This window comes from Ruegeria arenilitoris, from assembly GCF_013035315.1.
Lineage (GTDB): Bacteria > Pseudomonadota > Alphaproteobacteria > Rhodobacterales > Rhodobacteraceae > Ruegeria > Ruegeria arenilitoris_D.
Genome location: NZ_WQHP01000002.1, coordinates 456,813 through 483,483, shown reverse-complemented (window position 1 = coordinate 483,483; position 26,671 = coordinate 456,813). Strand labels below are relative to the sequence as shown.

Annotated in this window: 24 protein-coding genes and 1 riboswitch; of the genes, 14 read left to right on the top strand and 10 right to left on the bottom strand. The window is 56.2% G+C overall.

Annotation, left to right across the window (positions count from 1 at the left end; all coding sequences use genetic code 11):
* Positions 1–187: 187 nt before the first annotated feature.
* The 4 genes from GOV53_RS06925 to GOV53_RS06910 all read left to right on the top strand — a co-directional run bounded on the left by GOV53_RS06925 (position 188) and on the right by GOV53_RS06910 (position 4,872).
* A complete protein-coding gene (locus tag GOV53_RS06925) occupies positions 188–889 on the top strand; it encodes a sugar transferase (RefSeq protein ID WP_170464902.1) in 702 nt (233 codons plus the stop codon).
* Positions 890–1,177: 288 nt separating this feature from the next.
* Complete coding sequence (locus GOV53_RS06920) at positions 1,178–2,056, top strand: glycosyltransferase family 2 protein (protein WP_170464901.1); 879 nt, start codon at positions 1,178–1,180, stop codon at positions 2,054–2,056.
* Positions 2,053–3,321 carry a glycosyltransferase gene (locus GOV53_RS06915; protein ID WP_170464900.1) on the top strand — a complete coding sequence of 423 codons (1,269 nt, stop codon included), beginning with the start codon at positions 2,053–2,055 and terminating at the stop codon, positions 3,319–3,321. Before GOV53_RS06920 ends, GOV53_RS06915 begins: the two co-directional genes overlap by 4 nt.
* 63 nt (positions 3,322–3,384) lie before the next feature.
* A complete protein-coding gene (locus tag GOV53_RS06910; RefSeq protein ID WP_170464899.1) occupies positions 3,385–4,872 on the top strand; it encodes an oligosaccharide flippase family protein in 1,488 nt (495 codons plus the stop codon).
* Here GOV53_RS06910 and GOV53_RS06905 read toward each other — a convergent pair.
* A complete protein-coding gene (locus tag GOV53_RS06905) occupies positions 4,869–5,465 on the bottom strand; it encodes a response regulator transcription factor (protein WP_170464898.1) in 597 nt (198 codons plus the stop codon). The two genes, GOV53_RS06910 and GOV53_RS06905, sit on opposite strands and share 4 nt — an antisense overlap.
* A 243-nt stretch (positions 5,466–5,708) precedes the next feature.
* On the opposite strand from GOV53_RS06905, the gene GOV53_RS06900 reads away from it, so the two are divergent.
* The 6 genes from GOV53_RS06900 (at position 5,709) to GOV53_RS06875 (ending at position 12,306) form a co-directional block, all read left to right on the top strand.
* On the top strand, positions 5,709–6,959 hold the full coding sequence (locus GOV53_RS06900) for an aminotransferase class V-fold PLP-dependent enzyme (RefSeq protein WP_170464897.1): 1,251 nt from the start codon (positions 5,709–5,711) through the stop codon (positions 6,957–6,959).
* A 28-nt stretch (positions 6,960–6,987) separates the two neighbouring features.
* Positions 6,988–8,184, top strand: a complete 1,197-nt coding sequence (locus GOV53_RS06895; RefSeq protein WP_170464896.1) for a malate--CoA ligase subunit beta — start codon at positions 6,988–6,990, stop codon at positions 8,182–8,184.
* Positions 8,184–9,065 carry a succinate--CoA ligase subunit alpha gene (gene sucD / locus GOV53_RS06890; protein WP_170464895.1) on the top strand — a complete coding sequence of 294 codons (882 nt, stop codon included), beginning with the start codon at positions 8,184–8,186 and terminating at the stop codon, positions 9,063–9,065. The genes GOV53_RS06895 and sucD overlap by 1 nt, the downstream gene beginning before the upstream one ends.
* Positions 9,065–10,036, top strand: coding sequence for a 2-hydroxyacid dehydrogenase (locus GOV53_RS06885; protein ID WP_170464894.1), 972 nt, complete (start codon positions 9,065–9,067; stop codon positions 10,034–10,036). The genes sucD and GOV53_RS06885 overlap by 1 nt, the downstream gene beginning before the upstream one ends.
* 89 nt (positions 10,037–10,125) lie before the next feature.
* Positions 10,126–11,103 (top strand): HpcH/HpaI aldolase/citrate lyase family protein, encoded by a 978-nt coding sequence (locus tag GOV53_RS06880; RefSeq protein ID WP_170464893.1) that lies wholly within the window; start codon positions 10,126–10,128, stop codon positions 11,101–11,103.
* A gap of 315 nt (positions 11,104–11,418) precedes the next feature.
* Positions 11,419–12,306 carry a GlxA family transcriptional regulator gene (locus GOV53_RS06875; protein ID WP_254439201.1) on the top strand — a complete coding sequence of 296 codons (888 nt, stop codon included), beginning with the start codon at positions 11,419–11,421 and terminating at the stop codon, positions 12,304–12,306.
* A 14-nt stretch (positions 12,307–12,320) separates the two neighbouring features.
* Here GOV53_RS06875 and GOV53_RS06870 read toward each other — a convergent pair whose 3' ends face one another.
* From GOV53_RS06870 to GOV53_RS06840, 7 genes are all read right to left on the bottom strand, one after another.
* Positions 12,321–14,123, bottom strand: a complete 1,803-nt coding sequence (locus tag GOV53_RS06870) for an adenylate/guanylate cyclase domain-containing protein (protein WP_170464891.1) — start codon at positions 14,121–14,123, stop codon at positions 12,321–12,323.
* 160 nt (positions 14,124–14,283) lie between these two features.
* On the bottom strand, positions 14,284–14,979 hold the full coding sequence (locus tag GOV53_RS06865; RefSeq protein ID WP_170464890.1) for a thiamine ABC transporter ATP-binding protein: 696 nt from the start codon (positions 14,977–14,979) through the stop codon (positions 14,284–14,286).
* Entirely contained in the window at positions 14,966–16,513 is a 1,548-nt protein-coding gene (locus GOV53_RS06860; RefSeq protein WP_170464889.1) for a thiamine/thiamine pyrophosphate ABC transporter permease ThiP, read from the bottom strand. Before GOV53_RS06860 ends, GOV53_RS06865 begins: the two co-directional genes overlap by 14 nt.
* Positions 16,489–17,469 (bottom strand): thiamine ABC transporter substrate binding subunit, encoded by a 981-nt coding sequence (gene thiB, locus GOV53_RS06855; RefSeq protein WP_170464888.1) that lies wholly within the window; start codon positions 17,467–17,469, stop codon positions 16,489–16,491. The genes GOV53_RS06860 and thiB overlap by 25 nt, the downstream gene beginning before the upstream one ends.
* A gap of 33 nt (positions 17,470–17,502) precedes the next feature.
* Positions 17,503–17,606: riboswitch (TPP riboswitch) on the bottom strand.
* Positions 17,607–17,717: 111 nt separating this feature from the next.
* Entirely contained in the window at positions 17,718–19,082 is a 1,365-nt protein-coding gene (locus tag GOV53_RS06850) for a sodium:proton antiporter (protein ID WP_170464887.1), read from the bottom strand.
* A gap of 24 nt (positions 19,083–19,106) precedes the next feature.
* A complete protein-coding gene (locus tag GOV53_RS06845; protein ID WP_170464886.1) occupies positions 19,107–19,595 on the bottom strand; it encodes a CBS domain-containing protein in 489 nt (162 codons plus the stop codon).
* 321 nt (positions 19,596–19,916) lie between these two features.
* Positions 19,917–20,681 (bottom strand): enoyl-CoA hydratase-related protein, encoded by a 765-nt coding sequence (locus GOV53_RS06840; protein ID WP_170464885.1) that lies wholly within the window; start codon positions 20,679–20,681, stop codon positions 19,917–19,919.
* A gap of 318 nt (positions 20,682–20,999) precedes the next feature.
* Between GOV53_RS06840 and GOV53_RS06835 the strand changes: the two genes are divergently transcribed.
* Positions 21,000–22,250, top strand: coding sequence for an aminotransferase class V-fold PLP-dependent enzyme (locus GOV53_RS06835; RefSeq protein WP_170464884.1), 1,251 nt, complete (start codon positions 21,000–21,002; stop codon positions 22,248–22,250).
* A gap of 110 nt (positions 22,251–22,360) precedes the next feature.
* Here GOV53_RS06835 and GOV53_RS06830 read toward each other — a convergent pair whose 3' ends face one another.
* Entirely contained in the window at positions 22,361–23,473 is a 1,113-nt protein-coding gene (locus GOV53_RS06830; protein ID WP_170464883.1) for a zinc ABC transporter substrate-binding protein, read from the bottom strand.
* Positions 23,474–23,529: 56 nt separating this feature from the next.
* Between GOV53_RS06830 and GOV53_RS06825 the strand changes: the two genes are divergently transcribed.
* Genes GOV53_RS06825 through GOV53_RS06815 form a run of 3 tightly spaced genes read left to right on the top strand, consistent with a single transcriptional unit; the run spans position 23,530 to position 25,594 of the window.
* Complete coding sequence (locus GOV53_RS06825; RefSeq protein ID WP_170464882.1) at positions 23,530–24,042, top strand: Fur family transcriptional regulator; 513 nt, start codon at positions 23,530–23,532, stop codon at positions 24,040–24,042.
* A 2-nt stretch (positions 24,043–24,044) separates the two neighbouring features.
* Positions 24,045–24,797 (top strand): metal ABC transporter ATP-binding protein, encoded by a 753-nt coding sequence (locus GOV53_RS06820; RefSeq protein ID WP_170464881.1) that lies wholly within the window; start codon positions 24,045–24,047, stop codon positions 24,795–24,797.
* A complete protein-coding gene (locus tag GOV53_RS06815) occupies positions 24,797–25,594 on the top strand; it encodes an iron chelate uptake ABC transporter family permease subunit (protein WP_170464880.1) in 798 nt (265 codons plus the stop codon). The genes GOV53_RS06820 and GOV53_RS06815 overlap by 1 nt, the downstream gene beginning before the upstream one ends.
* Positions 25,595–25,637: 43 nt before the next feature.
* Here GOV53_RS06815 and GOV53_RS06810 read toward each other — a convergent pair whose 3' ends face one another.
* A complete protein-coding gene (locus tag GOV53_RS06810; RefSeq protein ID WP_170464879.1) occupies positions 25,638–26,534 on the bottom strand; it encodes a LysR substrate-binding domain-containing protein in 897 nt (298 codons plus the stop codon).
* Positions 26,535–26,671: the final 137 nt, after the last annotated feature.

Below are 26,671 nucleotides of genomic sequence, written 5' to 3'. Positions count from 1 at the left end.
ATTTCTCCAACAAATGGACTCTAGAAATTGGGTTATCCACAAGCCGCTTGATGCCCTGTGTCAAAAATACAAAAAAGTTGCGACGTCGAGGGGGATTTTCTTATACTGCTTATCTAGGCGAATTGATCCGCGAGCCAACATTTTTTGGGCCGCGACTTGTGAATATTTTTTAACGATTGGCTGCGTTATGGGAACTGATTTTAATCGGGGCGCTGAAGTGAATGCTTCATTGCTTGGAAGCTCAACTACGAGCAGATTAAAAAAGTACAAAGGTGGTTGGGGTTCTGCGATCAAATCTTTGTTTGACCGTTTGTTCGCATTCTTAGCCCTGATCTTTTTCGCACCCTTTATTGTTCTGATCTCCGTCGTAATTTTGATAACGGACGGTGGGCCGATTTTGTTTGCTCATAGACGTATCGGTCGCGGTGGCAAAGAGTTTAACTGCCTAAAGTTCAGAACTATGGCTCGGGACGCTGAAGAGCGTCTAGCTAATATCTTGGAATCCGACGCCGAAGCTCGTGCCCAATGGGAGGCGCATCAGAAATTGGATGAGGACCCGCGAATTACAACGGTCGGAGAGTTTTTTCGTAAGACAAGTTTGGACGAACTTCCGCAGTTCTGGAACGTTTTAAGAGGTGATATGGCGATCGTTGGCCCTCGCCCTGTGGTCGCTGCTGAAGCATCCCACTACGGCGAGCACTTTTGCGACTACCTATCAGTTAAGCCTGGGATTACTGGGCATTGGCAAGTAAATGGACGTAGCAATACAACTTACGCGGAAAGGGTGGAAATGGATGTTGACTATGTTCGCAACCAATCATTCGCCCGCGACGTAATTATCATCCTTAAGACAATCAAAGTAATGATCATGGGTGACGGAGCAAGATAGCGTCATCTAGTCATCCGGGTCAAAAGAAAACGAACAGGAGCACTATTAACCAAAAGAGGAGACAACCGCCAATCACCAACCGGCGCAGTAGCTTCGGTGACGCGGATTCGATCAGATCGATGATATTGAAGCGCAACGTTTTATTCTCGTGAACGAGTGCCATTTGCTATGCTCGACTTTTCTTATTCATGATTACTACCACGGCTACGCTGGAGACGAATACCTGTCAACAACGCAAGCTGAGATGGCGGTTTATCGGCAATATTATGTCTAAAGTGGGATAACGTTATGCGTATTATTGTTTCCATACCGACTGCGAACCGCCCTGATGTTGTGGTTACTACAGTTCTTGATTTAGCGCGCCAAAAACGATTTCCAGACCTGGTAATAGTAGTAGTCGCAGACGCCGGAGATATCGACGCGAACAAAATCGCCGATTTACCGTTTCCGGTCTGCGTCGTTCAAAGTGAACGTGGCACTTGTGTTCAACGAAATACTGCCTTGAGTATGCTGCACGAAGACGATGTTCTTCTGTTTTTGGATGACGATTTTCTGATGGCGCCGGACTATCTGGCCAACCTAGAGAAACTGTTTGAAACTCAACCCGATGTCGTAATGGCAACAGGCACCGTTTTGGCCGACGGGATACACGGGCCGGGAATTGACCATTGGCGTGGTATTGATTTGGTCTCGCGCACTTCCGATAACAATGACCCTAGCATAACAGAAGTCTACAATTGCTATGGGTGCAACATGGCGCTGCGTGCGGCACCGGCTTTGTTGGATAAGATACTGTTTGACACGAAACTCAAGTTATATGCTTGGCTAGAGGACGTGGATTTCTCGCGCCAGATGGCTGCACACGGACGTATCGTTCGTTCGAGCAATTTGCGGGGAGTGCATTTGGGGACCAAGGTCGGGCGAACAAGCGGCCAACGTATAGGCTATTCGCAAATTGCTAACCCGCTTTATTTGAATCGGAAGGGCACGATGGCCTTTAGCCGTGCTCTCAAGATAATGTGGAGGAACTTGGCAAGCAATTTTGTCAGGTCTTTCAATGCCGAGCCCGAAATAGACCGGTTGGGACGATTGAAAGGAAACCTCCAAGCCTTTGGTGATTTGGCGCGCGGAAAACTAAACCCGGAAAACGTGGTAAAATTCGAATGACGGACCTGGTGCCCAGTCGTGTCGTAATACTTAGCGATTTCGCAAAAATTCGAGGAGGTGCGTCGAAGCTGGCTGTCCTTCAAGCTGAATTACTTGCCGAGCAAGGCATTCCAGTTACTTATTTTTGCGGCGATGACGGTGATCGTTTGAATGCCGGAATTGAATTAATTTCAATGGGTGGCCAAAGCCTGTTAGAACGGGGCGGATTGTCCGCGGCCGCATCTGGGATTTGGAATTATGCGGTCCAAAAACGGTTGGCAAATTGGATCAAAATGAATGATTGCGGTGGTGTGATCTATCATGTTCATGGGTATCACCAGACCTTGTCACCGTCGTTACTTTGGCCTCTCAAGCAGGTCAAAAGTCGTACAGTTATGCATGCTCACGATTACTTTCTGAGCTGCCCCAATGGTGCATTTTTTGATTTCCGTGGGCAAAGCACCTGTCCCCGGTTGGCAATGTCTGGGTCCTGCATTCTGCACAATTGTGACAAGCGCAACTATGGACAGAAACTGTGGAGGGTCTTGCGTCAAGCGCTTCAAAACCAAGCTCGGAACAGGCTTTTGCCAGATGTTACGACTTTGCTCATCCACTCAGGTATGGAGCGACTACTGTTTCCGGACGGCACGAGCGGTCCCGTCGTGGCAATTGCGAACCCGTCGGAACCCCTGTTATCCCAACCGGTTGCAAGCCAGCTGAACAGTGAATTTGTATACGTTGGAGATATACACGCTTACAAAGGCGTCTTTCTGCTTGCAGAAGCTGGAAGAAAAGCTGGTGTCAAAGTGCGTTTTGTAGGTGATGGACAGGACCTGCACCAGTTGCGCACTAGCTTTCCCGAACATCAGTTTGATGGTTGGCAAGACCGAGTCGGATTGCAGCGCGCCATGACCAACGCACGAATGCTGGTAGCGCCGACTTTGGGACCAGAGCCCTTTGGTCTGGCACCGGTTGAAGCGCTGCTAAGCGGCGTTCCCGTTCTTGTATCCGACAGCCTGTTGCTGAGCCAAGAAATTCGAACGCTAAACATGGGTCTAAACTTTTCGGCGGGTGATAGTGAAGCGCTGGCGGCGGCTATGCGAGACCTTTCACAGGACGATAACATGATCCTGCAAATGGCTTCTAATGCCAGACGTGGCGCGCGCAATATCTCCCATACGCCCGAAAACTGGTGTGCTGAGTTGCTGAATGTTTACCAAGAAATACTTTGGGGGATGAACGAATCCCGGAGGGCTGAGCATGAATATGCCCGAACTGCTTCATGAAGGGTCTCGCCAAAATCGCCTGTTTGCCAAAATTCCGGGTGCCGGGTCCATCAGGAATTGCAAATGACAACGGCGGATAAGAAAGAAGAAAGTGTACTAAAGGGCGGGCTTTGGACAATTGTGTCCAAAGTCTTCACCCAATTAACCCAATTCGCGATCTTTATGGTTGCTGTGCGCCTGATGACGCCAGCAGAGTTCGGTATCTTTGCGCTTGCTGCTGCAGTAGTGGTCATCCTAACTCAGGTTTCAACCGCAGGTTGGCCTGAGTACATAATGCAGTGGCACGGGAAAACGGCCCGCATAAGAGAAACGCTGAGTGTTTCTATGCTTTGTGGGTTCGCGATTGCTGCGCTCGGCCTAGTTGGAGGCGGTGCGATTGGTGCTGTCGTTTCCGAACCGGCCGCTAAACCGCTTATCCAGATATTGTCGGCGAGTGTTTTTTTTACCTCGATAGGCGCAGCCTACAACGGAGTTTTGATCTGGCAGAATAGGTTGACAGCAGGCGCGTTGCTGACACTTCTGGCTGATTTTGCAAATTTGATCGTTGCGACTTGGGCCCTGTTTCATGGCTATGGCGTGCTGGCTCTGGCGTGGGGGCGCCTGTCCAGCGCTTTGATCTGGAGTGTCAGCGGTTTTGTCGTCAGCAGAATGCCCCCTAAGTTTGTGCGCTCTGAGACACTGCGTGAGGCTGCAGAGTTTTCTTGGAAAATTATTTTGACCCGCGTTGTTGTGAATATTCGAATTTACGCGGCAACGTTGATCATTGGGGGGTTCTTGGGAGCGACATCTGTTGGCTATTTCCGGGCCGCCCAGCGGATTGTTGCGGCCTTTGAGGAGATCGTAAGTGAGCCGACGCGTGTCTTATCTTGGAATCTTTTCCGCCGAAGCCGTGACAACAACAGAGGGCCGAGAGGATTTGGTGCGCTCGCCTTGCGGTTTTTTCCAATTCTGTACTACGGAGTTGTTCCTCTTTTTACTGGTGTGTTCCTCATGGCGGATGCACTTACCACCGGAATTCTCGGACCCGATTGGGACGCCGCGACACCTGTTTTGCGTATCTTGGCCGTGGCGGCCCTGATCCGGTGCAGCGGTCATGCGAGCCTCGCGATCATCACTTTGGCGGGTCATGTCCGGCTTCTGCCTTGTTTAACAGCGCTTTATTCCGTTATCGCGGTAGGAATGGTTCTTGCAGCAGCGCCCCTTGGTATCACAGCAATCGCTATGGCCGAGGTTTTTGCTGCAGCGATTGTCTTTGTGATCAATGCCTTCATAATGAAGCGCTACGCCGGGATTGAGTGGTGTTCTGTCCTGGGCAAGACTTGGCCCGTTGTGCCCGCACTGGCAATTTCGTGCATTCCTGTGTTTTTAGCAGACGAGTTCAGTGTGTTTTCGGGCCTCCACGAATTGATCCGTTTTGTATTAACCGGTTTTGCCATGTTGGTTCTCTTTTTGCCCGCCATTCTTGTGTTGGATAAAAGCCTTTGGGAAACGCTGCGACAGCGAAGATCTCAAAAGCCTCCGGCAGAAGAATCGACGGAACGTTCGGCCTAGTCTCGGGACATCTGCGAAGAATAGTAGTATGCGATTGCTTGGGTTCTGTTCCTCACGTCCAGTTTTTCGTAGATGTTGGACAAGTGAAACTTGACCGTATTTGTTGAAATCTGGAGATCTTTGGATAATTCCCTATTGGACATACCCTGCGCCAGTGCATCAAGTATTGTGCGTTCTTTTTTGGACAGGCTCTGGATCGGGTCCTGCTGCACTTTGCGAATGTCGATGAACGGAAAGACCATTTTTCCGGCAGCCACATCAACACAAGTTTTCAAAAGGCCCTCGACCTCGCCGGAGCGCGCGGCAAATCCAGCGGCACCGGCTTGCATAGCAAGTCTTGGAACGTCGCCAGTGGTCTCGCCGTAAACCACAAACCGTGGGGCATTGGCCTGTTCGCGCAGCACCTCGATCAGTTTGGCCGCGCCCAGCACTGGGAGGTTCCAGTCTATCACACCGACCTTGACCGGAACGCGCATCACTGTTCCCAAAAAGCCTTCAGCGGTCGCAGAGGTCGCCACCAGCGAGAATCGCGGGTCACGCTCGAAAATTTCGGACATGGCAGACGAAACCAGCGGATTGCTGTCAGCCAGCATGACGTCGATCGGGGATTACAAAGTGTCAACCATTTGATTTCGGTCCAGTTTCTTAAAAAACTACCCATTCAGGTGGGTACCATTTTGGTATACCTTGGTATTTTTGCCAATTTAGGTAGTCAACTTCCCACCAATTTAGCCATCCTAAAGCAGTAGTAAGTTACGTTGCGTTATAGGGCAAGTCCGCGTTTTCTACCCGTCATTGCAACGTAACGGGCCTTTGCGCCTGGCCCACAGCCGAGGATGTCGACGAAGATATTTCAGATTTACCCTCCGCTCAGTATCCCCGAAACTCTGGCCGCAGGTCCGGGACCGGGAAACACGGATGCCCGCGTTCTACAAGCATTCGCCGGTGCAGGCGTGGCCGACCATATGCAGGGTGACGTCCTGAGAGGTATGATCGAGTGCAAGCATATGCTGCGCAAGATCTGGGGTACCCGCAACACCTATACTATCGCCGTCGCTGGTACAGGTTGGAGCGCACTGGACACCATGTTTTCCGCCGTTATGCCCGGCGACAAGGTTGTTGCATTTGCCAATGGAACCTTCTCTGGGATTAATGCGCTGACCTTGCGGATCAAGGCGGCGACGTCTCAGGAACATGCGGCCAACCCGCTCAACCCGCAGGCTGCTAGCGTCACGGTGATTGACGTTCCACATGGCGAACCTGTGACAGCAGAAATGGTCGATGCCGCTTTGGCCGAACACAAGCCGAAATGGGCTTTCATGGCACATTGGGAAACCGGCTCCGGTCGAGTGAACGATCTGCGCGGGTTTTCGGATGCTTGTGAGCGCCATGACGTTATGGGTCTGATTGATGCAGTGTCTTCCCTGGGTGTCGATGACTTTGCGATCGACGACTATCCGGGGATTGCCGGTTGGGCGTCTTGCCCGCAAAAGGGCCTGTGTTGTCTGCCGCTGACCTATGCGCCGGTCAGCTTCACTGATGCGTATATCGACAGCCTGAAGGCGTCGGGTGCTTATACCTACGTGCACAATCCGATCTTTGAAGCCCGCCACTGGGGCATTGTTGACGGCCACGACGTCGACAAAGGGACCTACCACAGAACCCATTCCGGCTATGCGGTTGCCGCGTTCCACGAAGCCCTCCGCCTGACATTGCAGGAAGGGCTGACCAGACGGACGGTATCCTACAAAACCCATCAGGCAGTTTTGCGCGACGCCGTAACGGCCATGGGGTGCGAGGTCACTTCGGACATGCCCAGCCTGGTTGTTCTCAACCTGCCGCCGGAGCTTACTGGGCGCGAGATGGAGCTGGTGCAGAACTGCCGAGCGCAAGGGTTTGGCATCTGGCCGACGCTCAGCGCGCCTGTGCAGGTACGGATTGGTATCCTCAATCAGCTCAACCGCGAGGCCGTCAGCCGCATCGTTCGACTGTTTGCCGAGGCCATACGCGAATTGGGCGGTCACGTTGATTTCGAAGACATCGAAGCGCTGCTCGAAAGCCGTTACGGCACATCGATCGCAGCTTGATCACACTGCATGAACGGGAGGAATGCAGATGGATATCCACGAGTACCAGGCGAAAGAGGTCCTTTCGAGCTTTGGTGTAGCCGTACCGCCGGGTGCTTTGGCGTACAGCCCCGAACAGGCGGCCTACCGCGCGCGCGAACTGGGCGGGGATAAATGGATTGTGAAAGCCCAGGTTCACGCAGGTGGTCGCGGCAAGGCGGGTGGCGTCAAGCTGTGCAATACCGAAAACGAGATTTACGAGGCCTGCGATGATTTGTTTGGTCGCAAATTGGTAACGCATCAGACAGGTCCGGAAGGCAAAGGCATCTACCGTGTTTACGTCGAAGCCGCGGTGCCGATTGACCGAGAGATCTATCTTGGATTTGTTCTGGACCGGTCCAGCCAGCGGGTGATGATCGTCGCGTCTTCGGAAGGCGGGATGGAAATTGAAGATATCTCAGCCGAGCGCCCTGACAGTATCGTGCGCTCCATCGTGGAACCGGCGGTTGGCCTGCAAGAGTTTCAAGCGCGCGAGATTGCCTTCAACCTTGGGCTTGAACCGCGTTTGGTTCAACAAATGGTACGGACATTGCAGGGGTGCTATGCGGCTTTCAGCGAGCTGGATGCAACCATGGTCGAAATCAACCCGTTGGTCATAACGGGTGACGATCGGGTTTTGGCGCTGGACGCCAAGATGAGCTTTGACGACAATGCTCTGTTCCGCCATCCGCAAATTGCCGAGCTGCGCGACAAAAGCCAGGAAGACCCACGCGAAAGCCGCGCAGCGGATCGGGGTCTGTCCTATGTTGGACTTGAAGGCAATATCGGCTGCATCGTGAACGGGGCCGGTCTGGCCATGGCGACGATGGACACGATCAAACTGGCCGGTGGCGAGCCTGCCAACTTTCTCGATATCGGTGGCGGAGCATCGCCTGAGCGTGTGGCCAAAGCATTCCGGTTGGTTCTGTCCGATACGAATGTTCAGGCAGTTCTGGTCAATATCTTTGCGGGCATCAACCGCTGTGATTGGGTTGCCGAAGGCGTTGTGCAGGCGCTTCGCGAGATCGAGATCGACATTCCGGTTATCGTGCGTCTTGCCGGTACGAACGTGGAAGAGGGTCAGAAGATCCTCGCAAAATCCGGCCTTCCGATCATCCGGGCTACGACGCTCATAGAGGCGGCCGAACGCGCCGTTGGCGCTTGGCGCAATGACCTGACGCAAAATACAAAGATGAGGGCTGTGTAATGAGCATTCTTCTCGACCGCGATACACGTGTCATCGTTCAAGGGATTACCGGGCGCATGGCGCGCTTTCACACCAGGGACATGTTGTCTTACGGTACAAACGTCGTCGGCGGAGTCGTCCCCGGCAAGGGAGGCGAGACCGTTGAAGGTTTGCCTGTCTTTGACACCGTCAAACAGGCGGTAGAGGCAACCGAAGCGGATGCCAGCCTAGTCTTTGTGCCGCCCCCTTTTGCAGCGGATTCGATCATGGAAGCGGCTGATGCAGGTATCCGCTACTGCGTCTGCATCACCGATGGCGTCCCTGCGCAGGATATGATCCGCGTTAAGCGCTATATGTACCGCTATCCCAAGGACAAACGCATGGTGCTGACCGGGCCGAATTGCGCGGGCACGATCAGCCCGGGCAAGGCGTTGCTGGGGATCATGCCGGGCCATATCTATCTGCCGGGCACAGTCGGGATCATTGGACGATCAGGGACGCTTGGATATGAAGCCGCCGCGCAGCTCAAGGAGCGCGGGCTGGGTGTTTCGACCAGCGTTGGGATTGGCGGCGATCCGATCAACGGGTCTTCGTTCCGCGACATTCTCGAACGGTTCGAACAGGATGAAGGCACCAAAGTCATCGCCATGATCGGTGGCCCGCAAGAGGCTGAGGCCGCCGAATACATCCGTGATCACGTGACCAAACCTGTGGTGGCTTACGTCGCCGGTTTGACCGCGCCAAAAGGGCGGACCATGGGACATGCCGGTGCAATCATTTCGGCGTTTGGCGAAAGCGCGTCTGAAAAAGTCGAAATCCTGTCTGCTGCGGGCGTCACGGTCGCTGAAAACCCTGCGGTCATCGGTGAGACAATCGCCCGTGTCATGGGAAAGGCCGCGTGATGACCAAACCTTCTGTACTGGTGACCCGTCGCTGGCCCACCGCAGTTGAGGCGCAGCTGGCTGAGAGTTACAACGCTGTGCTCAACGCCGGGGACAAGCCTATGTCCCCGTCGCAGATACGCGATGCGTTGAAACACTATGATGCCGTGTTGCCCACGGTAACCGACACGCTCAATGCCGAGGCCCTGGACGTGCCAGGTGCGCAAACCAAAATTCTGGCCAACTATGGTGTCGGCTACAGCCACATTTGTGAACCTTCCGCGCGCGAATTGGGTATGACGGTGACGAACACGCCGGATGTTTTGTCCGAATGCACCGCCGATATCGCGATGACGTTGCTGCTGATGGTGGCGCGCCGAGCTGGCGAGGGTGAGCGTGAATTGCGCTCGGGTCATTGGATCGGCTGGAGGCCCACGCACCTTGTTGGCACAAAGGTCAGTGGAAAAACACTGGGCATCGTAGGTTACGGCCGTATCGGGCAAGAGATGGCCCGCCGTGCCCATCACGGGTTCGGTATGGACGTCCTTGTCTATAACCGCAGTCGGGTGGCACCAGACGTGCTTGCGCAGTGCAATGCGACCCAAATGGATGAGATCGACAACCTTCTCCCTCAGTGTGATTTTGTGTCGCTGCACTGCCCTGGCGGTGCCGCAAACCGGCATCTGATCAATTCGCGCAGGTTGAGCTTGATGAAGCCGAATGCCTTACTGATCAATACCGCACGAGGCGAGGCGATCGACGAATGGGCGCTGATCCAGGCCCTGATGTTCGACATGATCGGTGGTGCGGCCTTGGATGTTTTCGATGGCGAGCCCCGGATCAGCGCGGACCTGCTGCAGTGTGACAACCTTGTGATGCTGCCGCATTTGGGCAGCGCCTCGCGTGAGGCCCGCGAAGCGATGGGGTTCCGCGTGCTGGATAACCTCAGCGACTTTTTTGCGGGCCGAGCGCCGCGAGACCGTGTGATCTGAAAACGCGCCAGATGAATGCCGGGAGCACAAATCACGAGGCTGCCCGGCATTCCACCACCATGACCAGCTATAACGAAGGACCGTAACCGATGAGTTTTCATTCTATTGACCAAGCGCCCGCCCGATTGAACCGCAGCGAGTTGGCCGTTCCGGGCAGTCAACCCGGCATGTTCGAAAAGGCCGCTAAATCGGACGTCGATGTCATTTTCCTTGACCTCGAGGATGCTGTCGCACCCGATGAAAAGGAACAAGCACGCAAGAACATCATTGAAGCGCTGAACGATATCGACTGGGGAAGCAAGACCATGTCGTTGCGAATCAACGGGTTGGACACCCACTATATGTATCGCGACGTGGTTGACGTGGTGGAACAGGCCGGCGAGCGTTTGGACCTGATCATGATCCCTAAAGTTGGGACCGCTGCAGACGTCTATGCGGTCGATATGCTGGTCACTCAGATTGAGGATGCCAAGGGACACAAGAAACGCATCGGGTTCGAACATATCATCGAAACCGCACTTGGAATGCAAAACGTCAGCGAGATCGCTGCCGCGTCGAAGCGCAATGAAAGCCTGCACTTTGGAGTGGCCGACTATGCGGCCTCCACCCGTTCGCGCACAACGACTATCGGTGGTGTGAACCCGGATTACTCGGTCCTGACGGATGCGGACGCAGACGGTGGACGTCTGACCCATTGGGGCGATATGTGGCACTATGCCTTGGCCCGAATGGTCGTCGCGGCGCGTGCGAATGGTTTGCGCCCGATCGACGGCCCTTTTGGGGATTTCCAGGACCAGGACGGATACCGGGCTGCGGCCAAACGCGCCGCTGTTTTGGGGTGTGAGGGCAAATGGGCGATCCATCCCAGCCAGATTGCATTGGCCAACGAGGTTATGTCCCCGTCGGACGCCGAAGTGACCAAAGCACAGCGTATTCTCGTTGCTATGGCCGAAGCCGAGGCATCCGGAAAAGGGGCCGTGTCATTGGATGGTCGGCTGATTGATTACGCATCGATCCGCCAGGCAGAAGTGCTGGTCGAGAAAGCTGGTCAGATCGCGGCTGCATAAGCAGTCTAATGAAGAGTTTTTTGACGCAGGGTACTTGCGACCCTGCGTTTTCAGTTCCGCTCGGTATCGATTTTTCGTGCCACTCTCATTTCGAGTGCGTTTGGCACTCGCACTTGCTTTCGATCTGATTATCGGTTCAGATTAGCCCCTCGCCAATTGATGTCTGGTTGCGCTAGTGGCTGACCCGGTCTCAAAAATAGGCCATCTCATTGGCAAAGAACAACAAGAACTTGTCGAATGTTACTGTCCTTAGGCAAATCGTATACCGAGCAACAAATATCATTTGAGATTTTTGTTCAGGCAGAATTTTCTTATTTGGAGTTGTCATCAGTCATCGCCGTTTTGCAGACAGCAAACGACGTTCTCAACCGCGATCTATTTACATGGCAGATCACTTCCGACACCCCGGGTCTGGTGTCCAGCAGTTCGGACCTGATTGTGCGGGCGATCCCCACTATTTCGGACCAGTACCTAAGCGATTGTCTGTGCGTTTTGGGCGGTCAGATGGGCGATGTAGGGGCGTGGTTGCGGCGCGTTAGAGCGATGCAGAAACTCAAGCGACCAGTTGCCCTGTTTTCGGACGCAGCACGCGAATACATCAAGGCAACGGCACCTCAATCCGGGCCAGTTACGGCGCATTGGCGCGATATCGGCGTGCTGCGTGAGGTCGGAGATTTCCCGACGCTTTCGGACAACTTGGTCGCGCGCAACGGTACGGTGCTGACATGTGCCGGGGCCGGGCATACCGCCGAGGCTGTGATCGGTATTCTGTCTGAAGTGCTTGAGCCGCAGGACCGAGCCGAGCTTGCATGCCAGATGATACTCAACAACGTGCGCGGTCATGCGCAAGAACAGCCAAAGGGCCTTAGCGCCAATCCGAATTTTCTGGAAAAACGACTGCAGAACGCCATCCGCATTATGGAAGAGAATACGGAACACCCTTTGCCAACCGCCACTCTGGCGCGCCGCGTGGGTGTCTCAACCCGACAGTTGGAACGGCAATTCATGCTGCACCTTGGTACGTCACCGGGCAAGTTTTACCGGAAGATCCGATTGAAAAAGGCGCTGACGCTGGTCTCGCACTCGCAAATGCCGATCATCGATGTTGCAATTGCCTGCGGGTTTTCCTCGACTTCAACGCTGTCCCAGACATTCAAGGCAGAGTACGGCAAGACGCCAAACCAATTGCGCCGGACCGAGTGAATTGGGCGGCACGTTTAAGCTATTTCGGTCGCGTCGTGCGGCAAAGCCCGTGTTGGCCCGCCTTTCAGTTTGTAGACTCGCACCTTGCCAGAGCGTCCTTTGACCGGGAACGCGCCGCAATCCTGCAGATCAAACGATGACCCGATCTGTTTAGCGGTAGCATCACTGATCAATATCTTGGTTTGCTCGTCTCCGGGCAGGTCTCCGGCCAAAGTTTCAATGCGTGCGCAGGTGTTTACGGTGTCGCCGATTACCGTGTAATTCGTTCTGTCTGTTGCTCCGATGTTTCCAACGATCAGTGGGCCGGTGTGGACTGCGATTTTGACGCCATAGGCCACCTCTGCATCTGCCAGCGACCGTTTGATAGCCAACGCCGTTCTGCACGCTCGTTCGGCATGATCCATTTGTTCCTGCGGAGCGCCCCAAAATGCCATCGCTGCATCACCAATATACTTGTCGAGGGTGCCGCCTTCGGTTTGAATACAACGGTTTAGGATCTCGAAGTGACGGTTCAGCATGTCCGCTGTGGCTTGTGGCGTCATGGCCTCGGACGCGGGGGTAAACCCAACGATGTCGGCAAACACAACGGTCAGTTCGACCTCTCGCGGTTGCACGAGGTTGGGATCTTCGGTGGTCAGCAATTGCCGTACCAGTGCGCGCGGCAAGTAGGTTTCAAACCATCGCAACCCATCCAGCATCTTGTTGAAAGCCACCGCTTGGAGGTTCAATTCAGCAACCCGAGACGGGGGAAGATAATCGATCTGATCCAGGTGCAGTTCACTGATTTTGATAGCTTCTTCAGTGGATCTGTGAATGGGCGCGGCAAGTCTTTTTGCCAGTAGTAATGCCGCAATGACGGACGCCAACAGCAGGCCGCCGCTGACAAGCGCGGCGTCGCTGAGCCGGGACCATTGGTTGCTCCAATCGCTTAGTGGCGAATACTGACCGATCACCCAGGGTTCTGCGCCGAACTCGTGAACGGTGCTGGTCAGGACCAGATGCTCGCCATCTGGCCGTTCGACAACAAAGCCATCAAAAGATCCGTCACTGCCCTGAAACTCGGGGGCTTGTGTCAGCATCTGTGAAATCACCGCGTCATCCAATGCGGCGACGGAATGCAAAGGCGCGTCGGCGTTCAGCCCATTGCCGGTCAGGTTCAAAAGTTTCGGATGAGCCAGAACGCGGCTGTCGCCATACAGAATGAACCCGGTTGCCCCGTATTTCCCCCCCAACTCATTTATGAGGCCCGAGAAGTGATGTACGGTAGACGACACAAGGATCGCCCCAAGGAACGTGCCGTCCCGGTACGCGGGTATGGTCGCCGAGATATGCGTGCGTCCCTGGTCGAAGAATGGTTCGTTCCAGAACAGCTGATCATAGCTTTTCACGTCTTCCAGATACCTGAGTGTCCCCGCCGCAGGGGGTTGGTTGGTTGCAACAAATGAGGGTCCGCCGGGGTCGGTCACATGTGTCGTGATAAAAAGGCTTCCGTCTGGGTACACGATGGCAAGGTCGCTCAGATACGGGGCTGAGGCTGCGACACCCTTAAAATACGCCTTCAGAAACTCGGTGTCCGACAGGTCAACTTCGCCCGATCTTGCGTCTTCTTCCAGGGATTTGGCCAGTTCTTCGATTGGAGTCGTAAGGCTAAAGACGTTGTCCTGAATTGACTCGACGATCATCGCGGCAGAGGTGTTGAGCAGTTCCGTGGTGTTCCGCACGTTTGCGTAAGTCGACACCAACAGCACCGCACCCGCCGACAGCGCGACGAGGCCGCCGATCGTCAGTGCCAGCAGGACGGAAATTCTGATCTTCAATCCAGAGCCCGAACTTGTGCGTTCGCGCGCAATGTTATTGGAGCGCCCTAAGTCTATGTCTCTGCTGGCCATACTTGAACACTATTTGGCTTGCTGGTTCGTTTCAACGCAGACATAGCCATTGTTCGACCCGTTCCCGCCGAAGGGTGGGCCAATAGCTCTAGGAGCCGAGATAGGCACGCAAGCTTGGCGGAGGATTATCGAACAGTGTCTCAGTCTGAGCGGGCGCGTGTACCACCTCGTCTGCGACAAGTACAGTCTGACCGGCAATGCGGCGTGCATCCTGCGGATCGTGGCTGACCATCAAAAAGGTCGTGTCGGTCTCGGCGACAAGACCGGCGACCAAATCCAGCATCTCAGCTTTGAGAGCCGGCCCCAGAGCGGCAAAGGGCTCATCCAAAAGCAAAAGCGCGCGGTGTTGAACCAGAACGCGCGCCAGTGCGACCCGGCTTTGCTGTCCGCCGGACAGCTCTGCCGGTCGGCGGTCCCCAAACCCGGGCAGAGCAACCCGGTCAAGCGCGGATAGAACCTGGGCCTCTTCGTCAGTTGTCAAACGCCCGTTCGGGCGCAGGCCCAAAGCGACGTTCTGCGCAGCAGTAAGGTGAGGAAACAGGTTCCCATCCTGAAACAGCATTGCCAAAGGGCGCTGACCCGGGAGCAGATTGGAAATGCGCGCGCCATCCCAAAGGATCTGGCCCTTCTTGAGGTCCCGAAACCCGGCGATGGTTTCCAGAAGGGTGGATTTACCTGCACCCGATGGGCCGATAATCGCGACGTTGGCACCGGTTTCGATCTCGATATCCGCGCTCAGGGTGAAAGATCCGTTTTCAATCACGCAGCGATCAAGCTTCAGCATGCCAGCGGCCTCCTCGGTCCAAAAGCCAGAACGCGCCCATCGACAGTAGCAGCAGCAAAAGCGCGCCTCCAGCGGCGGCTTGCATCTGATAGGCTCCCATCAGACGATAGATTTGTAAGGGAAGCGTGGCGATCTGTGGATCAGCAAACAAGGCGATCACGCCAAGATCGCCCATCGACAGGGCCGCTCCAAGTCCGGCAGCAAAACCGATTTGAGGACGCATGCGCGGCACCAGAACACGGCGGAAGTACGTCCATTTCCCCATGTTGAGTGACAATGCCAGACGTCCGTGTCTGGCGGTAATGTCCTTTGCGGCAGGCACCAGAATGCGCAATGCGAAGGGCAGGGCCATCGCGGCATTCACCAGGGCGGTAACGGGTAATGCCAACATGGTCGGGTTCACAACAGGCCGGATCAGAATGAACAGGCCGGTGCCAATAACCAGAGGTGAGGCGGCCAGTCCAAGGATGCCGCTCAGTTCAACCAGTCCATGCCTCCCACTTGCGACGGCGGTGGCCATGGGCAGGGCTAGAACCAACAAAATGAGCGTGCTGGCTGCGGCAACGAAGACAGACGTAAGCGCCGCGCGAAACACCAGCGCAGGCATGTCAAATACCCCGGCCAGCCCTGAGATCACGACGGAAGCCAAGGGCAAAAGCAGAAAGGCAGCGGCTGCCGCGATCCAAAAGGCGTCCAGAGCGGGTGCCCCGCCGTCCCAGCGTTGCAAGGCGCGATCTAGACCCGTGCCAAACCCGTCGCCCCGCGAAAACCTCAGCGCAGCCAGAGCTGCTGCTGCGGTCAAAGCCAACTGCAGGGCCGACAAAAGCGCGGCGCGGCCAAGGTCGAAGTCGTAGGTAAAGGCCTGATATATTGCCAGTTCTATTGTGGTTGCCCGAGGTCCTCCGCCCAGCGTCAGGGCGACGGCGAAGCTGGTCAGGCAGATTGCGAAGATCACAGCGATCACGCCCGGCAACGTCCGTTTGAGCATCGGCAATTCGATCAGGCGGAACATCGCCATGCCGTTGCAGCCAAGTTGGGCGGCCAATCGAAAGCGTTCGGCGGGAATTTCTTGCCAAGCCTGCAACACAAGGCGGGTGGCCAGAGGAAGGTTGAAGAACACATGGGCCAGAACAACCCCATGCAAACCATAAATCCGAATGGGCGGCAGGCCGAAAACACCTAGAACGTCAGAAATCCATCCCGACCGGCCAAAGACCTGCAGCAGACCGAGGATAGCCACTATGACCGGGAGGATGAACGGCGCGCCCAAAAGGGCAATCAACGCACGGCGACCCGGGAACCGCCGACGGGCCAAAGCTCGTGCCACCGGTACGGCTAGCGCGACGCTGAACAAAGCGGACAGTATGGCCTGAGTCAGCGTGAACCGCAGCGCCGCCCAGTCGGCGGGGCTGAACCCGCCGCTTGTCTCAGCACGCAGGGCGACCGCTGCAAGAGTGCCCAGGATCAGCGCAGCGACCAGCGCCGCTGCACCGATGCCCGGCCATGCGCTTATTGGCTGAGCGCGTTCTGCCATTCAGCCAGTGCCTGATCCCGCACCGCGGCGGCTTCATCGGGTGAGAACAGCAAGGATTTGGCTGGCACGGTCAGGGTGTCGAACCCTTCTGGCAGGCCATCCGCCGGGGTAACGGCAGGATACATCCAGTTGGTCGTCGGGATGATTTGCTGGAATGCGTCTGTTACCATGAAATTCAGGAACTTATTGGCCAGTTCAGGTTGGTCTGTCCCAGCCAGCTTTGCTGCCACTTCGACCTGCAAATAGTTGCCTTCGTCAAAGGCAGCAGCTGCCTTGCTGGCATCTTCTTCAGCGATCAGGTGATAGGCTGGCGACGTGGTGTAGCTGAGAACCATATCGGACTCGCCTTCCAAGAACAGGCCATAGGCTTCGGACCAGCCTTTGGTGACGGTCACGATGTTGTCGGCCAGGCCCGCCCAAATCTCGGGCGCTTCATCGCCATAGGCCGCTTTGACCCACATCAGCAGGCCCAGGCCGGGTGTGGATGAGCGGGGATCCTGGATGATGATCTTGGTGTCGCTGTCGGCCAGCTCGCGGAAATTGGCGGGTGCGGTGGCGTCAGCGTTGTGAACAAAGGCAAAGTAGCCCCAGTCATAGGGTGTGAATGTGTCGTCCGACCACTCGATCGGCAGCGCGAATTCCGCGGAGACAGGGTTGGGCGCAAACAGGCCGGTTTCCTTTGCCGCAGTGATCAGGTTGGTATCCAGACCCAGAACCACATCGGCATCCGAGTTTTCGCCCTCAAGCCGGATACGCGACAGCAGGGCCGCGCCGTCCTCAACGCCAACGAGGTTCAGCTCGCATTCGCATACAGCTTCGAACGCTTCTTTGACCTGCGGGCCGGGGCCCCAGTCAGATACAAAGCTGTCATAGGTGTAAACGGTCAACTGAGGTTTGTCGGCGGCGATGGCCGACGTTGCACTCAGGATTCCCGCAGCAATCAGCAGATGTTTCATGTCATCCTCCATTGCGGCGAGAGGGCAAGGATGGATGAAACCGCAACCCTTCCCTCCGCCGGTTCTAGCCGGTTCAGGTTCTACGGGTTCGCCAATGGCATCTCAGCGCGGCAGGCCGCGCACCCCGAGGTAAAGGTGTCACTAGGAGGGATTGGGTCGAAAGACAACCATATTCGACGACGCCATCGACCTTGTGAAGGCTTGGGCCCTATGAACCAGAAAGGTGAATGGTCCAAAGGGCCGCAAGATCAGAAGTAGCGCAGCCAGATATACACGTTCGCGATCATCAGGGTCAGGATCATGATCGGGAATGCGATTTTGGCAAAGGCGATAAAGCCGATGGGTTGCTTGGCCTTTTCCGCGAATGCAGCCACGGTCAGGTTGGCGCTTGCACCCAGCAGGGTGCCGTTGCCGCCCAGACAGGCCCCAAGTGCCAACGACCACCACAGCGGCTCAATCGCGTCCTTGCCACCGAAGGTGTCGGCGGTGGATTCAATCAGCGGGATCATTGTGGCAACGAATGGGATGTTATCCAGAATGGCCGACAGGATGCCTGAGGCCCAGAAGATGAAGAACGCCGTCCACATCATGTCGCCTTGGGTCAGCTCCAGAACTTTTTCCCCGAAGAAGGCCAGCAGTCCGACGTGCTCGACCCCGGCAACGATGACAAACAGGCCGCCGAAGAAAAAGATCGTTACCCATTCCACCTCACCAAAGATGTGGTGCACGGACTCGGTCTGTTCTTCGCCGTGCTGATGACCGTAGGCCAGCAGCATCAGCAGGCCTGCACCGGCCAGCGCCGAAGTGCCCGGCTGAATGCCGTAGCTATGGCCCAAGGTGAAGCCAAGCAGGACCAATGCCAGAACGGACAGCGATTTGATCATCAAAGGAACATCGGTGACCGCTTCGGATTCGTTGAATCCCATGATCCGCTCGCTTGCGGACTTCGGAATTCTGGCCAGTTCCTTGCGGTTCATCAGATAGATAATGCCGGTCAGAACAACCAGACAAATGGCCGAAATCGGGGCGAGGTTCACCACAAACTGGTTAAAGCTCAATCCAGCGGCCGAGCCGATGATAATGTTGGGCGGGTCACCGATCAGGGTGGCGGTGCCGCCGACGTTCGACGCCAGGATTTCAGCGATAAAGAACGGAAACACCCGCGTTTCCAGCGCTTCGGTAATCAGCAGCGTAATTGGAGCAATCAGCAGGACGGTGGTTACGTTGTCCAGCAGCGCCGAGAAAACTGCTGTGATCAGGGTCAACATGATCAGAATACCGGTAGGATTTGCCTTCACCGCTTTGGCGGCCTTGATCGCCACATACTGGAACAGGCCGCATTTGCTGGTGATGCCTACGATCACCATCATGCCGATCAGCAGGGCCAGAGTATTGGAATCAACCCCGGCCACGGCCTGCTCTTGGTTGATGATGCCAAACAGGACCATCAGTGATGCGCCCAGCATGGCCAGAATGGCGCGGTTGACCTTTTCGGTGATCAGGACGGCATAGACAAGGATCAGAATGCCTGTTGCGACCCAAAGGGGATCGATTCCCAATAGTTGTGGAACAGAGAGGGCGGTCTCTCCGTGTGACGTCGAATGCGTTGCCAAGGTATTAGTCCGGTTTGTATGGGGTTAGCTGAGTGCGCGGTCCAGAAGCGAATTGGCGCTGACAGTGCCAACGAAACGCTTGGTCTCGGGCTCAACAAGGATCACGTGCCGTTTGTACTTGTAGATCAGGAAGATGCCTTCCATCACCGGCGTGTCAGGGGCGGCCACGGGGATGTTCGACGGTCTTGACATGTTGTCACGAACCTTCTCGGTTTTGAGCCGGTCAAGCTGCTGTTCGAAATCGTCCCGAGTCAGGTTCATAAAGCTCAGCGAGTCGATGGCGACGCGCGATGCATCATCATTCAGGCCAATGGTTGCGGCCTTTGGCAGGATCAGCTTCAACAGCGTTGGTGCGGTGAACACGCCAACATAAGTTCCATCGGAGTCCACCACGGGCAAAAACCGTGCGCGGCTGCAGCGGATAATGTTGAAGGCTGTGGCGACGCTTTCGTCGGGCAGAATGGTTTTTTGTACCTCGGGCGGTACCATTACGTCATAGCAGGTCAGGCCCATGCTTTTCCTCTGACTTCGCGTGGCGTTGGGTGGGGCTCCACCGGAAAGCCACAAAAAACGCCCGGGCAATGCCAGTACAAGCCTGTCTGAGCGAATCAAAATTTGCTGATGCGCACTGATTCCATCGCCAGTCGGGATTGACCAGCCCTGATTCGAAATTTAATCACGCCGCCTCGCGAAGGCCTTTTGAGTCGAGGCTGCAGGTTACCTTTTTCTGCGAAGGTTCCGCAGATCAAAAAAATCTGTTGCAGAAAGCTCTGGGCTCATTTGAGGGGCATTGATCTGGCCGTTTGTAGCGTGCGCATCTGAGGCATAAGCAGCTTACCCATAGCTTGGTGTCCTTTTCTGCAGTTTGGCCGCGACGCTTTCGGCAAAGTCGGCGGACTGCAGTTGCTCTGCAAAAACCTGAATTTCTGCGCTCATATGACCGGCGATTTCGTCTCGTTGGCGACGGATCAGCGCTTTGGATTTCTTCAGCGCGGCGGGGGAGGAACCGGCAATCTGCGCGGCGATCTGCTGGGCGTTGGCCGCAAGGTCATTATCGGCAAACACACGTGCGACAAGCCCATGGTTCAGCGCCTCTGTCGCTGTCAGGACCCGACCGGCGAGCAGAACATCATTGGCAACTGCCATACCAACGGACGCAGGCAACAGCATCGAAGATCCCGCTTCGGGTACCAGACCCAACTGCGCGAACGGAGCGCTGAACGTGGCGCTTTCGCCTGCATAGACCAGATCGCAGTGCAGCAACATCGTCAGGCCAATTCCAATTGCCGCCCCGTTGACCGCTGCGATCAACGGCTTGGGGCAATCCCGGATGGCGTTCAGGAACCGAACAATAGGGTTCTCACCGCTCCCCAAAGGGACGCCACCACCCATGAAGTCCTGCAGGTCATTGCCGGCAGTGAACATGTCCCCGGTCCCCGTGATCACCAGCGCACGGGCCTCGTCTGTGCGCCCATAGTCTTCAATGGCTTCTGCCATCGCCGTGTACATCGCAAATGTAATCGCGTTCTTCTTTTCCTCACGGGAAATAGTAACCGTAGTGACGCGATCCTGGGTGTTGATGATAATGTTGTCGGTCATGAGGTAAGTCCTTGGGGTTCCAGCGGAAACTTTGCCGCTTTTGATTTTGGGGTGTGGGATCGCCGCTGGCAGGCGTGCAATCCAAGGCCCGGTTCAGGACCGATTATTTTCTGTCGTATGCGGGCCGCCCCTTATCGTCAATAAATCAAGCCGATGACCTCACGTCGCGAATCCGGCAGCCACGTTACGCGTTGGTGTCACCCAACTGTCGCAAGCTACAACAAAAATTTACCGCTCAGCCCCCGAATTCTTTGTGCGAAAACTGTGCCGGTTCACATATACGTTGTCGAAACAGAACATTTGCACGCGTGAGCCCCAATGCCCCAGATCAATGACGAATTGCTTCAGCAAATCCGTGACCGGTTTGCTCAGATAGACCACTGCCCGCAGCAGGGGCCGCGCATATTCTTTGAAAATGCTGGTGGCGCGTTGACGCTGAATTCTGTGGTTGAAACCTCGCAGGCCTATGCGGCAATCCCCGACAATCAGGGGCGCGACAATCCGGGTAGCCACGAGTTGGTTCGGGTAATCAATCAGGCCAAGGCAGATATGGCTGCGTTCATGAACGCGCCCGGCGGTCAATTCTTTGTGGGCGAAAGCGGAACAGAACTATTGTTCCGCCTGATCATGAACGCCTGTCTGGCAACCGGGCCGGGGCAGGTTCTGGGCACCACGCTAGAGCATCCTGCGACCCGCAGCGCTTGCGCTCGTTGGGCGGGGATCGCTGGCCAAAGCCATGTTCTGGTCGAGCACGACGACGCAACCGGTACGGTATCAGCTGAAGGTTATGCCGCGCTTGTCACGCCAGACACCAAAGTGGCAACCGTCGTCCATACATCGCCGGTCACCGGGATGGGCGTTGATGTCGAAGCGGTCGCAGCGGCCATCCGCGCCGTGTCGCCTGATTGCTACATCATCGTAGATGGCATCCAGCACGCCGCACATGGCCGGATCGACCTGACTGCGTATGACGTCGATGGTTATGTGATTTCGCCATACAAGGTGTTTTCGCGCCATGGCTACGGGGTGGCCTGGATCTCGGACCGGCTAACGGCGTTGCCGCACAACAGCTTGATCGATGGTCCGGCCGAAAACTGGGAGATGGGCACACGTGACACCGGTTCATACGCGACCATGTCTGATGTCGTCAGCTATTTCGAATGGTTGGGGTCGCAGGTTACCGACTCGACCGATCGGCGAGAGCGGTTCCTAGCAGCGGGCGAAGCGATTCATGAACAGGAAAAGGCGCTGACTGATGCAATGATCCACGGGACCGGCAATCTGCCCGGTCTGGCCGAGATGGAGAAGGTGACCATTCTGGGCGGTGTCGACAATCCGGCGCGCGAAGGTCTGGTGTCTCTGGTGGTCGATGGCGTGCCATCTGCCGACGTTGTGCGGGCGTTGAATGAGCAGGGGATCCGCACCCATCTGCGCAAGGCTGACCATTATTCAGGGAACATCCTGACGCCACTGGGCATGGATAGCTGCGTTCGCGTGTCGATGTGCCACTACAACAGCGTTGCCGAAGTCGCGCAGTTCCTTGGCGCGATGAAGACCCTGGCAGCTTAGGTAAACAGCCACCATAGTCGAGCGCCGGGAACAATTTTTCGGTCAACCGTTGTTCCCGGCGAAATTCAGCCCGTTCCTGATTTACACACCAAACGGGCTGACCAATTTCGTTAGAGGCATTCGGCCAGGTTTGTCGCGATGTTGCGGATCACCTGAGGGTACAAGGCTGCGCCAGCTTCCAGGTCCGAACCCAATGGGTCAATCACAGCTGTGTTTGCCTCGGTTCCTTCCATGACGGTGGCTACAAGGCCAGCATTGAATTGCGGCTCGGATAGGACACACTTGATCCCTTCATCCCGGATGCGGCCCTGAATCTCTGCGATCCGGGCGGGGCTTGGGTCGGATGCGTCTCCGATCGAAATCGCGCCGGATGCGGGGAAGTCAAAAGCGTTCTCAAAGTACTGATAGGCGTCGTGGAACACGATAAAGTTTCCACCGCGAACCGCGTCCAGTGTTGCGGCGACCTCGGCAGACAAGGCCGCCATCTCTTCACGCGCGGCTGCCGCGTTTGCAAAATAGGCCCCCGCGTTGTCCGGGTCCGCTGCGGAAAGCTGTGCGGCGATAACGTTCAGCCAGGCGCTGGCATTCTCTGGGGATAGCCAGGCGTGGGGATCATGTTCCCCGTGGTCATGACCGTGGTGGTCATCGTGACCAGCGTGGTCCTCATGGTCCTCGTGATCGTGGTCATCACCTTCGGCGTGATCGTCGTGGCCGTGTTCATCCTTGTGATCGTGGCCCTCGCCTTCGGCATGTTCGTCGCCGTGGTCGTGATCTTCATGATCAGCGTGGTCGTGGTCTTTGTCTTCGTCATGCTCGTCATGCCCGTGATCGTCGTGATCATCATAGCCGTGGTCATGCGCTTCGAACAGCGCGCCTTCGCGGAAGTCCAGCAGAGTTGTGCCGTCGGCCTCAAGCAGTGCTGTGACCGTTGCGCCGTCGCTTAGCGTGTCGATCGCACCTTCCATCCAAGGGGTCAGATCCTCGCCAACCCAGAACACCAGATTCGCATCCTGCAATGCTGCCGCCTCAGAGGGGCGCAGGTTGTATTCATGTGGCGAGGCACCGGGTTGCACAATCAGGTTCGGTGTGCCGACACCTTCCATCACGCGCGCGACCAGTGAGTGAACCGGTGCAATATCAACCGCAACGTTCGGAACTTCCGCCATTGCTGTGCCGCCCAACAACGCAGCCGTGATCGAAACAGGAAGAAGCTTTCTGGACATCTAACCCTCTGTGTGATTTTATAACGTTGCGAGCGGCATACATGATATGGAATAACATGACAAGTGAGACGACCCCTGCGATTTCTGAGGACACCGGCCTGGTCGGGTTTCAGAAGCATGACCATGCGCATTGTGTCGAAAGCAGCCTGTCCATCGCCGAAGCTCGGTGCAAAGAGGAAGGTCGGCGCCTGACGCCCGTGCGTCGCAAGGTGTTGGAAATGCTGCTTCAGGAACATCGCGCGCTTGGGGCCTACGCGATCCTTGATCGGTTGCGTGACGCCGGGTTCGGCTCGCAGCCACCGGTCGCTTATCGCGCGCTGGATTTTCTGGTCGAGAACGGGTTTGTCCACAAGATCGAGCGCCTGAACGCCTTTGTGGCTTGTTCGCATCCGGGCGCGTCGCATTCCCCGGCCTTCATGATCTGCAGAAAATGTGACGCCGTTGCCGAGGCGCATTCCACTCCGGCCAAAGGTGCATTGGGTGCGGCCGCGCGAGCTGTGGGTTTCGAGATCGAACGGACAGTTGTAGAAGCCGAAGGTGTTTGCCCCGACTGCACCGAAAAGGCGTAGAAATGAACCTGATTACCGTAGAAGACCTCAGCGTAAGCTATGGGGCAAATACCGTGTTGCAACGTGTCAACATGGGGGTCGAGCCCGGTGAGATCGTGACCATTGTCGGCCCGAACGGATCAGGCAAGACAAGCCTGTTGCGCGCCATCATCGGCGCGACGAAACCATCGGCTGGGCAGGTTACACGCAAACCGGGTCTGAAAATCGGGTACGTTCCGCAAAAGCTGCATATCGATCCAACTTTGCCAATTTCGGTCGAACGCTTCATGCGGCTGACTCATCGCGCTTCACAAAAAGACTGTGCGGATGCTTTGGAAACAGCCGGTGTGCCAGATCTGATGAAACGGCAGATGTCACAATTGTCGGGTGGACAATTCCAGCGCGTGCTGCTTGCGCGGGCGTTGATCAATCGGCCCGAAATCCTGCTGCTGGATGAGGCGACCCAAGGTTTGGACCAACCCGGTTCGGCCGCGTTCTACCGTCAGATCGAAGCCGTCCGGCAGGAGACCGGCTGTGCCATTATCATGATCAGCCACGAACTCCACGTGGTGATGAGCGCATCGGACCGGGTAATCTGTCTGAACGGTCACGTCTGTTGCGAAGGATCGCCAGCAGTCGTGGCCTCGGCTCCGGAGTACCGGGCGCTGTTCGGCACCGGCACAGGCGGAGCTCTGGCTCTTTACCGGCACGATCATGATCACGACCACGACCACGATCATGACCATGGTTCAAACCCTCAGGAAGCGGCTGAATAATGCTTGATGATTTTATGACCCGAGCCACGCTGGCAGGCGTGGGTGTTGCCTTTGCCGCCGCGCCCTTGGGCTGCTTTGTCGTGTGGCGCAGGATGGCGTATTTTGGGGATGCGACGGCGCATGCCGCAATTCTGGGGGTGGCACTTTCGTTGACCCTTCAGATGCCCATCTTTCCGGGTGCTCTGGCGATTGCACTCGTGATGGCGCTGACTGTGACACTGTTGAGTGGCCGAGGGTATGCGATGGACACGTTGCTGGGTGTTATGGCGCATTCGGCGCTGGCTTTTGGCCTTGTAGCTGTTTCATTCCTGTCCGGTATTCGCATCGATTTGATGGCCTATCTTTTCGGGGACATACTTTCCGTATCTCGCTCAGATCTGATCGTAATCTGGGGCGGCGCTGCCTTGGTCGTTGCATTGATTGCATGGCGATGGTCGCAGTTATTGACGGCAACACTGAACGAAGAGCTGGCTTATGCCAGTGGGTTCGACCCCAAGCGCGAGCAGTTGATCCTGACGCTGGCCCTGGCGATTACGGTGGCCGTTGCAATCAAGGTCGTTGGGATTTTGCTGATCGCAGCTATGCTGATCATACCGGCAGCGGCCGCGCGCAGTCTGGCGCGGTCACCGGAATCGATGGCTTTGATCGCGGCCGCGATAGGCGCAACTTCGGCCGTTGCTGGGTTGCGAGGGGCTTACATCTTTGACACGCCCGCAGGCCCGTCCATCGTTTGCGTCGCCGCAATTTTGTTTGCCTGTTTCAGCCTTATTGGGTGGCAACGCCAGACCAGGATTTGACGTTCGACCTGTCGCCGCTTTTGAGGCGACGGGGCGGTATTTCTTAAACCTGCACCTGTTTCAGGTCCGCTGCGGCCTTGAGAACCCAGTTCTGAAAGAGCTGAACTGAAGGCGTCGGGAACTTCTCGCGTGCTGCGAAGTAATAGGCCCATGGGCTGGTGATTTCGATGCCGAAGGGCTCGATCAAAAGGCTCCGGTCAATAAACGACCGGGTCAGGGACTTTGGTAAGACCACGCAGCCTACAGAACGCGACGCCATCTCCATCGCTAGGTTTGAGGCATTTGTTCGCAGCCCGTGGGTCAGGCTCAGTTCGGTCAGGTCGAAATAGGTTCGGACCAGTTCCCAATAGGCAGGTCGTCCAAGGATGTGGATCAGATGGGCGTCCCTTAGCTGGCTGGGATCGCGCAGCGGTTTCCCGTTGATCTGGTAGTCTGGTGCGCAGACAACCGTCAGTTTTTCCGTCCACAGCTTGGTCATGTCCGGAGACGCTTCGTCAACATGGTGGATCGTGATCGACAAATCCGACACGCTCGGCTCGACGTCGCTCCAAACGGTTCCGTGGACGGTCAAATCAATGTCAGGGTGCGTCGTGTTGAAATCGCGGATCACATCGGGAAGCCAGTTCTCGGCCAGGCTGAAGGGGCACGAGATCACCACTTTCCGGGTGTGCGGTCGCTGACTTACGGATCGAGTGGCAACATCGATTTCCTGCAGTGCGTGGCGCACGGACGGCAAGTAAGCCTCGGCCACGTTCGTCAAGGACAGTGAACGGGCGTGGCGGACAAACAAAGGGCGCTGAATAAACTCTTCAAGCGATCGTACATGGTTGCTGACAGCTGATTGTGTGCAGTTCAGTTCTTCGGCGGCGCTGGTAAAGCTCAGATGCCGGGCGGCGGCCTCGAACGACCGAAGGAAAGTGAGGTGGGGCAGGTGCATCATCAGCGGGCTGTCTCCGTGTGTTTGAAGACTCCATAGGAAACACAGCAGGAGTGCATCTTGTCCGCGAACGACATCCGCAAGGTATAATAAGCGGCAGGGCTTCGAGTGGGCGCGTAAATTCTGGGTCGGCCGTCCCT

Bases quoted from the DNA above. Each gene is read 5' to 3' on its own strand.
- GOV53_RS06895 (WP_170464896.1), top strand. From the start codon at position 6,988: ATGGATATCCACGAGTACCAGGCGAAAGAGGTCCTTTCGAGCTTTGGT.
- GOV53_RS06880 (WP_170464893.1), top strand. From the start codon at position 10,126: ATGAGTTTTCATTCTATTGACCAAGCGCCCGCCCGATTGAACCGCAGC.
- GOV53_RS06835 (WP_170464884.1), top strand. From the start codon at position 21,000: ATGCCCCAGATCAATGACGAATTGCTTCAGCAAATCCGTGACCGGTTT.
- GOV53_RS06915 (WP_170464900.1), top strand. From the start codon at position 2,053: ATGACGGACCTGGTGCCCAGTCGTGTCGTAATACTTAGCGATTTCGCA.
- GOV53_RS06885 (WP_170464894.1), top strand. From the start codon at position 9,065: ATGACCAAACCTTCTGTACTGGTGACCCGTCGCTGGCCCACCGCAGTT.
- sucD (WP_170464895.1), top strand. From the start codon at position 8,184: ATGAGCATTCTTCTCGACCGCGATACACGTGTCATCGTTCAAGGGATT.
- GOV53_RS06910 (WP_170464899.1), top strand. From the start codon at position 3,385: ATGACAACGGCGGATAAGAAAGAAGAAAGTGTACTAAAGGGCGGGCTT.
- GOV53_RS06860 (WP_170464889.1), bottom strand. From the start codon at position 16,513: ATGGCAGAACGCGCTCAGCCAATAAGCGCATGGCCGGGCATCGGTGCA.
- thiB (WP_170464888.1), bottom strand. From the start codon at position 17,469: ATGAAACATCTGCTGATTGCTGCGGGAATCCTGAGTGCAACGTCGGCC.
- GOV53_RS06825 (WP_170464882.1), top strand. From the start codon at position 23,530: ATGACAAGTGAGACGACCCCTGCGATTTCTGAGGACACCGGCCTGGTC.
- GOV53_RS06865 (WP_170464890.1), bottom strand. From the start codon at position 14,979: ATGCTGAAGCTTGATCGCTGCGTGATTGAAAACGGATCTTTCACCCTG.
- GOV53_RS06810 (WP_170464879.1), bottom strand. From the start codon at position 26,534: ATGATGCACCTGCCCCACCTCACTTTCCTTCGGTCGTTCGAGGCCGCC.
- GOV53_RS06925 (WP_170464902.1), top strand. From the start codon at position 188: ATGGGAACTGATTTTAATCGGGGCGCTGAAGTGAATGCTTCATTGCTT.
- GOV53_RS06845 (WP_170464886.1), bottom strand. From the start codon at position 19,595: ATGGGCCTGACCTGCTATGACGTAATGGTACCGCCCGAGGTACAAAAA.
- GOV53_RS06920 (WP_170464901.1), top strand. From the start codon at position 1,178: ATGCGTATTATTGTTTCCATACCGACTGCGAACCGCCCTGATGTTGTG.
- GOV53_RS06905 (WP_170464898.1), bottom strand. From the start codon at position 5,465: ATGCTGGCTGACAGCAATCCGCTGGTTTCGTCTGCCATGTCCGAAATT.
- GOV53_RS06900 (WP_170464897.1), top strand. From the start codon at position 5,709: ATGTCGACGAAGATATTTCAGATTTACCCTCCGCTCAGTATCCCCGAA.
- GOV53_RS06840 (WP_170464885.1), bottom strand. From the start codon at position 20,681: ATGACCGACAACATTATCATCAACACCCAGGATCGCGTCACTACGGTT.
- GOV53_RS06820 (WP_170464881.1), top strand. From the start codon at position 24,045: ATGAACCTGATTACCGTAGAAGACCTCAGCGTAAGCTATGGGGCAAAT.
- GOV53_RS06830 (WP_170464883.1), bottom strand. From the start codon at position 23,473: ATGTCCAGAAAGCTTCTTCCTGTTTCGATCACGGCTGCGTTGTTGGGC.
- GOV53_RS06815 (WP_170464880.1), top strand. From the start codon at position 24,797: ATGCTTGATGATTTTATGACCCGAGCCACGCTGGCAGGCGTGGGTGTT.